This window comes from Hypericibacter sp. (assembly GCF_050729195.1).
In the GTDB taxonomy this organism is placed as follows: Bacteria; Pseudomonadota; Alphaproteobacteria; order Dongiales; family Dongiaceae; genus Hypericibacter.
Window position 1 is genome coordinate 1 of record NZ_JBOHKS010000075.1, and the last position, 9,314, is coordinate 9,314.

The following is a 9,314-nucleotide window of genomic DNA, read 5'->3' on the forward strand; positions in this document are numbered from 1 at the left end:
GCGGACAGCATGCCATTCGCGCGGACCCGGAATCGCCGTCCGCGCCATGAAACCTTCTCGACAAAGAATGTCGCGCAGAAGACCGCGAAGGAAAGCAGGTCACGCAGCGGCATCAGCCACCATCCGGAATCGCCGAGACTGCTGCTTGCCGAACGGTCGACCTGATACCGCAGAAAATGCCGCGAGGCCAAAGCGGCCAGGATGAGGGCGGCTATCCAAGGGGTGAAGCCCAAGGCCGCGCCGCTCAGGAGGGCGAGGGGTAGCGGCTGGGTTGCGATCATGCCGGCAAAGCTCGGGCCGGCGACGCTCAGGATCGTGCGCGACCAGCGCAGCTCATGCTTCAGCAGCTCGCCGAGGCTGCGCTCGGCGCAGCTATGCGTGACCAGCATAGGCGCTATCGCCACCTGCAAGCCCAGGGCCCTGACCGCCTCGCCGATGGCATTGTCATCGGCAAGATGATCGGCGAAGGCCTCGAATCCGCCGACCCGCTCCAGGACGCTGCGCCGAAAGGCGATCGTCGAGCCGAAGCAGGGTCGGGCCAGGCCGCTCCTCAGGCCGACGATGACGCTCGGCAGGAAATTGTAGTCGATCGCCATGGCCGACAAGGTCGGCCACAGGCCCGAGAGCGGCGCACCGCGATAGAGACAGGTGACAAGCCCCACCCCGGGCCGGGCGAGCTCGGCGACCGTGTGCCGCAGATAGTCCCGGTCGATGCCGATATCGCTGTCGGAAAGAACGAGAACCTCATGGCGCGCCACTCGCGCGATATTCACGACGTTGGAGATCTTGCGGTTGGTCCCATATTCGCGCGGATCGATCACCAGGGAGATCGCCATCCCGGGGAACCGATCCTGCAAGGCCCTGACATGGCGAATGGCAGGGTCGTGGGGATCCTGGACTCCGAAGACGAGCTCGACCTCGCCGGGATAGTCGATCTGGCACAGCGATTCAAGGTTCCGGTCCAGTCCGATTTCATCCCCATGCAGGGGTTTCAGAATACTGACGGACGGGAACTCGGACGGCTCGCCGCTACGACTGCGAAAGAATCGCCGCACGAGGAAGCCTGCCAGGAGTGTGTAGAGTATGCCGATACCGGCGCAAAACACACAGAACGCGCCGGCGATTTCTACGAACTGGGGATTGATCGTCATGGGAGCCGCAATGGTTGTCTGGTGGCGAACAGAATCGGAATCGTCGTCTGTCTTTTTTCTCGCCTTCCCGACTTGGCGGTCGTCATCCCCTACGACCGCTCAGCACCTGACATTGGTGGCACTGTGGCTCGGATATGCGCCAGCACTTTACTGTGAAATTATCGTAACACAGCGTCGCCGCGGGTTGTCGACTGCGACGAACATGCGTATCAGTTTCTACTCGGAACGGGAAGGAATATTGTCTCGGCGAACCCGGGGGGCGCCGGATTCGAATATGTGAAGGCGGGAATCTTCTAGACCGACAGGAAACTGACAGGAAGATGTGCAGTGTCCGCCTATTACCACGACGCAACGATCTTGACAGGACGGGAGTGTTGACGATTGCCGGGTGCCTCTGAATGCTGACGCCGGGAATGGCGGGTCGTGCGCTGTCGGCGATCGTCAGAATCTGTGGCGGCCACGCCTTGAAGGTGATCGCGGTCGTCTTTCTGCTGAGCTGTGCCGCGGCGCTCTATCTGGTCCGGGATTTTTCGATCGACACGGACAGCGCCAAGCTGATCTCCGGCGAAATCCCATGGCGCAAGCGGGACGCCGCGTTCGATGCGGCGTTCCCCCAGGGCCAGGATCAGATCGTCGTCGTGATCGACGCGCCGACGCCGGAGCTCGCGGAGGCGGCAACCGCCGCGCTGGCCGATCGCCTGTCGAAGGACAAGACGCAGTTCCGGACCGTAAGGCGACCGGATGGTGGCGCGTTCTTCGATCGCAACGGCCTGCTGTTCCTGCCGCGCGAGGATCTGGCGAGTCTCATGGAGCATGTGATCGCCGGCCAACCCCTGTTGGGTTCGTTGGCGGCCGATCCGAGCCTGCGCGGCCTCATGAGCGCGCTCTCGCTGGCGCTCGAAGGCGTGAGACGCGGCGATGCGCGCCTCGACGACCTGGCGGTCCCGCTCCAGGCCATCGGCGCGAGCCTGGGATCCATCGAGGCAGGGTCCCCGCAGCCCTTGTCGTGGCGCAAGATGATCACGCAGGCGGTGCCCGACCGGCGGGAACTGCGGCGCTTTATCCTGGTCCAGCCGGTTCTCGACTATAATTCCCTGTCGCCCGGCGCCGCCGCGGGCAATGCCATCCGGCAGGCCGCGGCCGACCTGGACCTCACGCCCGCCCACAATGTCTCGGTTCGTCTGACCGGACCGGTTCCGCTCGAGGACGAGGAGTTCGGCACGCTGGCGGAGGGCGCAGGACCGACGGCCGCCCTGACCCTGTTCGGCCTCACGTTGCTTTTGTGGCTGGGTCTGCGGTCGATGAAGATGGTGCTTTCGGTTCTGGCGACCGTCGTCGTCGGGCTGATCTGGACCGCGGCTGTGGGGCTGGCGCTGCTCGGCCCCTTCAACCTGATCTCGATCGCCTTCACCGTTCTGTTCGTCGGTCTGGGCGTGGATTTTGGCATCCAGTTCTGCGTCCGCTTTCGTGACGAGCGGCGCCAGGCCAGCAATATGATCGCGGCGTTGGCCGGAACGGGCGCCGGCGTGGGGCCGCAGCTCGCGCTCGCCGCCATCGCCATCGCGGCCGGCTTCTTCGCCTTCTTGCCGACGGACTATCGCGGTGTCTCGGACCTCGGCGTCATCGCGGGCACCGGCATGATCATCGCCTTCGGGCTGAATGTGACATTGCTGCCGGCATTGCTGCGACTTGCCGCGCCCTCGGCCGCGGGATCCGAGGCGGGCTATCGGTTCCTGGCGCCGGTCGACCGCTTCATGGCGGACCGGCGCCGGTGGGTCCTGGCTCTCTTCGCCGGGCTTTCGATCGGGTCCCTGGCTCTGCTGCCCCGCCTTCCGTTCGACTTCAACCCGATCGACCTCAAGAGCCCCGAGACTCAATCCGTCGCCACCCTGCTCGATCTGATGCGCGATCCCGACACCACCCCGAACACGATCGACGTGATGGCGCCCTCGGTCTCGGCGGCGCAAGCCCTGGCCTCGCGCCTCGGGGCCTTGCCGGAGGTCGCTCAGGCGGTGACCCTGGCGAGCTTCATCCCGGACGATCAGGACGCCAAGCTTGCGGAGATCGGCGATGCCGCCATGCTGGTCGGTTACAGCCTGAGCCCCAGCGACCTGAAGCCCGATCCCAGCGACAAGGCGGATGCCGACAAGATGGGCGCGACCGCGACCGCCTTGCGCCAGGCGGCGGCCGGGCGGAGCTCGAGCGCGGCCATCGCCGCGGAGCGGCTTGCGGACGAGCTCGACAAGATGGCGACAGGCGCGCCGGCCCTGCGGGCCTCGGCCAGGGCCTTGCTGTTGCCGGGATTGAAGACGCTCCTCGATCAGCTTCGAACGGCGCTGCAGGCGGCGCCTGTGGCTGCCGGCAATCTGCCTCCGGATCTCGTCCGGGATTGGGTCGCGGCCGATGGCCGGGCGCGCGTTCAACTGTTTCCCAAAGGCGACAGCAACGACAATGGTGTGCTGCGGCGCTTCGCGGCAGCGGTTCGCGCGGTGGCGCCGGACGCGACGGGCGCGCCCATTTCGATCCAGGAATCGGGACGGACGATCGTCGCGGCCTTCGAGCAGGCGGCGCTCTGGGCCGCTCTCGCCATTGCCCTGCTGCTGGCCCTGGTCCTGCGCCGGGCGGGCGATGTGCTGCGCACCATGGCGCCGCTGGCTCTGGCCGGGCTGCTGACGCTGGGGACCTGCGTCGTGATCGGCGAGCCGCTCAACTTCGCGAACATCATCGCGCTGCCGCTTCATCTGGGTGTCGGCGTCGCCTTCAACATCTATTTCGTCATGGCGTGGCGCGCCGGTATCGGCGGGTTCCTCCAATCGAGTCTCACGCGCGCGATTCTTTTCAGCGCGCTCGCGACGGGCACCACCTTCGGCAGCCTCTGTCTGTCCCATCATCCCGGGACCGCCAGCATGGGAAGGCTGCTGGTCATCTCTCTGACCTGGACGCTGGTGTCGGCCCTGATCTTCCTGCCGGCCCTGCTGGGGCGGCCCGCGCGAGAGGCCGAAGCCCGCGGCGCCCAGGAAGTGCCCGGCAGCGGTCAGGACGGCCGGCAACCCGGGTTCGTCAGATAGAAGCGGCGGCGCAAAGCCGCTCTTTCAGCGCTTCTTCGCCGCCTGGATCGCGCGCCAGACCCGCTCGGGCGTGGCTGGCATGTCGATGTCGGTGACGCCGAGCGGCGCCAAGGCATCGAGCACGGCGCTCACCAGTGCGGCGGGGCCGGCGATGGCGCCCGCCTCGCCGCAGCCTTTGACGCCCAGCGGGTTGTAGTGGCAGGGCGTGACGATGGATTCGATCCGCATCGAGGGCAGGTCGGAGGCCCTTGGCAGCGCGTAATCCATCAGGGATCCTGAGAGCAGCTGCCCCGTCTCCTTGTCGAAGGCGCAAAGCTCCATCATGCCCTGGCCGACACCTTGCGCCAGGCCGCCATGGATCTGGCCCTCGACGATCATCGGATTCATCTGGTTGCCGAAATCGTCCACGGCCGCCAGCGCCAGGATCTCGATCTTGCCGGTCTCGGGATCGACCTCGATCTCGCAGAGATGGCAGCCATAGGGGAAGGTGAAGTTGGGCGGATCGAAATAGGTCGTCATCTCGAGCCCCGGCTCCAGCTTGTCGAGCGGATAATCGACCGGGTTGTAGGCGGCGCGCACGACTTCCTTGAAGGTCCGGCTGAGATCGGTGCCGGCGACGCGGAACACGCCCTGCTCGAAAGTCACGTCGGTGGGATTGGCCTCCATCAGATGGGCCGCGATCTGGCGCGCCTTCTCGACCACCTTGTCGAGCGAGATCTTCAATGCCGAGCCGCCGACCGCGATCGAGCGCGAGCCATAGGTGCCGATGCCGTAAGGCACGCGGTCGGTGTCGCCATGGACGATCTCGATCGCGTTGAAATCGACGCCGAGCGCATCGGCGACGATCTGGGCATAGACCGTCTCATGGCCTTGCCCATGCGTATGGCTGCCGGTGAGCACCGTCACATTGCCGGTCGGATTCACCCGCACCGTGCCCACTTCATATTGGCCGGCCTGACAGCCCTGCTCGTTCAGGAGCTTCGAGGGGCCCATGCCGCAGGATTCCATGTAATAGGCGAAGCCGAGCCCGCGATAGCGATCGCGCTTGAGCGCTTCGGCGCGCCTCGCGGGAAAGCCGGCGAAGTCGGCGACCTCGACCGCCTGGTCCATCAGCCGGTCGAACTCGGCGACGTCATAGGTCCAGAGCAGCGGCGTCTTGTAGGGGAAGGCTTCGGCCGGGATGAAGTTGCGCCGGCGCATCTCGACCCGGTCGATGCCCATCTCGCGCGCGGCCGCATCCATGGCGCGTTCCAGCACATAAGTGCATTCGGGCCGTCCGGCGCCGCGATAGGCATCGACGGGTTGGGTGTTGGTGAAGGCGGCGCGCGTCCGGCATTGCACCGCGCGCACCTTGTAGGGGCCGGGGAAGGGATAGGCATAGAAGAAGGAAGGGATCGCCGGCGCGAAGGTCGAGAGATAGGCGCCCATATTGGCGATGGTGTCGACCTTGAGTCCTTGCATGACGCCTTGGGCGTCGAGGGCCAGCGAGACCGTGGTGATATGGTCGCGCGCATGGGTGTCGCTGAGATAGGCCTCGGTGCGGTCGGAGATCCATTTGACCGGCCGCTTCAGCCGGCGCGAGGCGAACACCACCAGCACTTCCTCGGCATAGTGATAGATCTTCATGCCGAAGCCGCCGCCGACGTCGGGCGCCACCACGCGGATCTTCTCTTCCGAGATGCCGAGCGTGGCCGCCGCCAGCAATACGCGGATGATGTGCGGATTCTGGTTCGAGGTGTAGAGGGTGTAGCGGTCGGTCGAGGAATCGTAATGGCCGATCGTGCCGCGCGTCTCCATCGGTGAGGCGTGGATGCGGTTATTGACCAGCTTCAAGGTCGTGACATGGGCGGCCTCGGCGAAGGCACGCGCAACCGCGGCCGTGTCGCCGATCTCCCAGTCATAGCAGAGATTGCCGGGCGCCTCGGGCCAGAGCTGTGGCGCGTCGGTATCGACCGAGCTCTCGAGATCGACGATATGGGGGAGGGGCTCGTATCCGACTTCGATGCGCTCCATCGCGTCCAGCGCCTGGGCCCGCGTCTCGGCGACCACGAAGGCCACGGGGTCGCCGACATGGCGCGCGCGCTCGGTCGCCAGCACCGGATGGGGTGGCTTCGCCATCGGCGCGCCGATGGTCTTGGGCACGATCCAGCCCACGGGCAGTCCGCCGACCTTGGCGGCATCGAGATCGGCGCTCGTCACGATATCGAGCACGCCCGGCATCGCCTTTGCCGCCGTGATGCCGAGCTTGAGGATGCGAGCATGGGCATGAGGCGAGCGCAGCACCACGCCGTAGGTCATGCCCGGAATCTGAAAATCGTCGACATAACGCCCTTCGCCGGTGATGAAGCGCCGGTCTTCCTTGCGCTTGATGCGTTGACCGACGAGCGGGGCGGTGGCGACGGGCTTGTTCACGGGCGGTGGGCTCCTGATGGCGGCGAGGAGGCTCGGCACTGCTGGCGCGTGTCACTGGGACTCCGGTCGAAGCGGGCCTTGTAGTGACGGCTGAACTGGGCCTGATCGCCGAAGCCCCAGTAATGGGCGATCTCGGCGATGGTCTGGTGCCGCCGCGGATCGCGCAGCGCCTCGTCGCAACGGAGCAGGCGCTGCTCGCGAACCCATTGCCCCAGCGACTGGCCCTTCTCCTGAAAGAGCTGATGCAGATATCGCACGGAGAGTCCGCAGGCGTCGGCGACAGTCTGCGGCGAGAGTTGGTTCGAGGTCAGGTTCTGCCGCAGATGGCGCTCGATGCGCTGCAGATGCGCCTGTTTGACCGAGGCCTGGCGGCTTTCGAGGACGCGCGCATCGTTGTCGAAGGTGAGGGCGAGCAGCTCGATCAATTGCCGCCCCAGCACCTCGCGGCCGGAAGGATGGATCGCCTCGACCGTCTCCGGCACGAGGCGCAGCATATCGACGAAGAGGCGGCCGGCCCCTTGTGCGCAATCGAAGCTGAGCGAGGCGAAGCGGTCGGGCATCGAAAGGCGCTGGCGCATGAGCGAGGCCGGCACGCGCAAGACCCAGAGCGCATTGGCATCGGGGTCGCTGAACTCGTAGGGCAGGTGGCTGCGCTCGACCACGAAGCCGCCAGGGCGGCAGGCGACATCCATCCCATCCTGCCGGAAGCGGATGGCGGCGTTCTCCGGCACGGTGATGAGGAAATGCTCCTCGGGGTCCTTGCGCAAATGCTGCGCATGGCGGGCATAGGTGATGCCGTCGGTCACCAGCCGCGACAGCGAGACCTCGCCCAGGTCCCACAATTCGAGACTGCCCTCGAACCGGTCGGCGTCGCGATAAGTGAGATCGAGCGGAAAATAGGCCTGCGCCACAGCCTCATGCCAGAAGCGGTTGCGTTCGCCGGGCGCGATCCCTGCTGTTTCATAGCGGACGGACAATGGCGTCTCCCGAGGCTGGGTTATCCCGATGACCCGGCCGAAGCGGTCGCGGGCCTCCCGCCCAGAACGATGCCGTCCCAGGCTAGAGCGGACCTGAGCTTAGGGCTTGACGCGGAACGCGCCCAGATTTGCCGGAAAGTGCGCCACCGGCGCCCTTACCGGTCCACCAGAGCATAGCTGGTGCTGCGTCCGCCGCCCGGGTTCTGGCGCAGGATCCCCCGATTCATCAGATCCTGGATATCGCGCGCGGCCGTGTCCTGGGAGCATTTGGCGAGCTTCGCCCATTTCGACGAGGTCAGCTTACCTTCGAAGCCATCCAGCAGGCGATTGAGCATGAGCGTCTGTCGCTCATTGAGGACGAGGCTACGATGGGAGTCCCAGAACTGCGCCTTCCGCAAGACATTCGCCAGTTGTCCCTGGGCGCCGTCGATCGCCCGCCCGAGGCAAGCGAGAAACCAAGCCATCCAGGCTGTAATGTCGAGCGAGCCCCTCTGGGCCTGCTCCAGTGTCTCGTAGTAGGTGTTCCGCTCCCGCCTGATCTGAGAGGACATGCTGTAGAACCGTTGTGGACTGCGCTCGGTACGGGCCAGCGCCATGTCGGCAATGGCCCGCGCGATCCGGCCATTGCCGTCCTCGAAAGGATGGATGGTCACGAACCATAGATGCGCCACGGCTGCTTTCAGGATCGGGTCGGAGGCAGGCAGTTCGCCGAACCAGGCGAGGAAACGATTCATCTCCTTCGGAACGCGACGCGCCGGCGGCGCCTCGTAGTGAACCCGCTCCCGGCCATAGGGGCTGGAGATCACTTGCATCGGCTCCTTGCTGTCGTCGCGCCAAGCACCCACACGGACGCGGGCCATGCCGCTGCGGCCAGTCGGAAACAGGGCCGCATGCCAGTCGAACAATCTCTCCTGGGTCAGGGGACGCTCATAGTGGCGGGTGGCATCGAGCATCATCTCCACCACGCCCTCCACGGTCCGGTCTGTCGGTGTCAGCCCGCCGATATCGATCCCGAGGCGGCGAGCGATGGATGAGCGCACTTGGTCCGGATCGAGCCTCTCGCCCTCGATCTCACTCGATTTCAGGACATCCTCGGTCAGCGTCTGGAGCGTGGCCTCCTCGCGCAGCTTGAATCCCAGCGCTTGCATCCGGCCCAGCAGCAAGCCTTGCCGGTGGCGGAGATCCGCCAGCGGCTCCGAAAGGCGATCCCGATCCCACCGGAACTCGGGCCAGGAGGGCAACTGCCAAATATACATATAATCTCCGCAGTTTATGCGGAGATTATAGGAGCTAATCTCCGCAAGCTGCAAGATTTTCTCCGCATGATTTGCGGAGAAAACCAGGGCCGCAGAAGGACGGGAACGGCCCCATGGACCAGGCCTGGGATTTGCGTCTTCGCGGGTCAGCCCTATGCGGTTTCGTATTCCTGCTGCAACAGGTTCCGGTCGACCTTGCCGCCGGCATTGTAGGGCAGGGCGTCGCGCGGGAAGACGCGGTCGGGGCAGCGATAGCTGGCGAGATGGCGCTTGCAATGGGCGACCAGGGCGGCGGGGTCGACCGGTCCGTCCTTGGCGACGATCACGGCGGCGATGATCTCGCCCCAGACCGGGTCGGGCAGGCCGATCACGACCGCGTCCTTGATGCCGGGAAAATCCAGCAGCACCTTCTCGACCTCGGCCGGATAGACGTTCTCGCCGCAGCGGATG

The 9,314-nt window shown here is 65.7% G+C and carries 6 protein-coding genes; 1 reads left to right on the forward strand and 5 read right to left on the reverse strand.

Annotation, left to right across the window (positions count from 1 at the left end; genetic code table 11):
- On the reverse strand, positions 1-1,151 hold a 1,151-nt coding region (gene hpnI, locus ACREE8_RS05990; RefSeq protein WP_431572072.1), incomplete at its 3' end, for a bacteriohopanetetrol glucosamine biosynthesis glycosyltransferase HpnI.
- A gap of 398 nt (positions 1,152-1,549) precedes the next feature.
- Between hpnI and ACREE8_RS05995 the strand changes: the two genes are divergently transcribed.
- The gene (locus ACREE8_RS05995; RefSeq protein ID WP_431572073.1) at positions 1,550-4,219 is read left to right on the forward strand and encodes an MMPL family transporter; all 2,670 of its coding nucleotides are present in this window, start codon (positions 1,550-1,552) and stop codon (positions 4,217-4,219) included.
- Between the two features lie 24 nt (positions 4,220-4,243).
- Here ACREE8_RS05995 and ACREE8_RS06000 read toward each other — a convergent pair whose 3' ends face one another.
- The 4 genes from ACREE8_RS06000 to ACREE8_RS06015 all read right to left on the reverse strand — a co-directional run.
- The gene (locus tag ACREE8_RS06000; protein WP_431572074.1) at positions 4,244-6,631 is read right to left on the reverse strand and encodes a xanthine dehydrogenase family protein molybdopterin-binding subunit; all 2,388 of its coding nucleotides are present in this window, start codon (positions 6,629-6,631) and stop codon (positions 4,244-4,246) included.
- A complete protein-coding gene (locus ACREE8_RS06005) occupies positions 6,628-7,608 on the reverse strand; it encodes a helix-turn-helix domain-containing protein (protein ID WP_431572075.1) in 981 nt (326 codons plus the stop codon). Before ACREE8_RS06005 ends, ACREE8_RS06000 begins: the two co-directional genes overlap by 4 nt.
- A 155-nt stretch (positions 7,609-7,763) precedes the next feature.
- On the reverse strand, positions 7,764-8,864 hold the full coding sequence (locus tag ACREE8_RS06010; protein WP_431572076.1) for a Fic family protein: 1,101 nt from the start codon (positions 8,862-8,864) through the stop codon (positions 7,764-7,766).
- Between the two features lie 152 nt (positions 8,865-9,016).
- The coding region (locus ACREE8_RS06015) for an AMP-binding enzyme (RefSeq protein ID WP_431572077.1) at positions 9,017-9,314 on the reverse strand (298 nt) is incomplete at its 5' end.

Coding starts and splice junctions, on each gene's coding strand:
- ACREE8_RS06010 (WP_431572076.1), bottom strand. CDS start 8,864: ATGTATATTTGGCAGTTGCCCTCCTGGCCCGAGTTCCGGTGGGATCGG.
- ACREE8_RS05995 (WP_431572073.1), top strand. CDS start 1,550: ATGCTGACGCCGGGAATGGCGGGTCGTGCGCTGTCGGCGATCGTCAGA.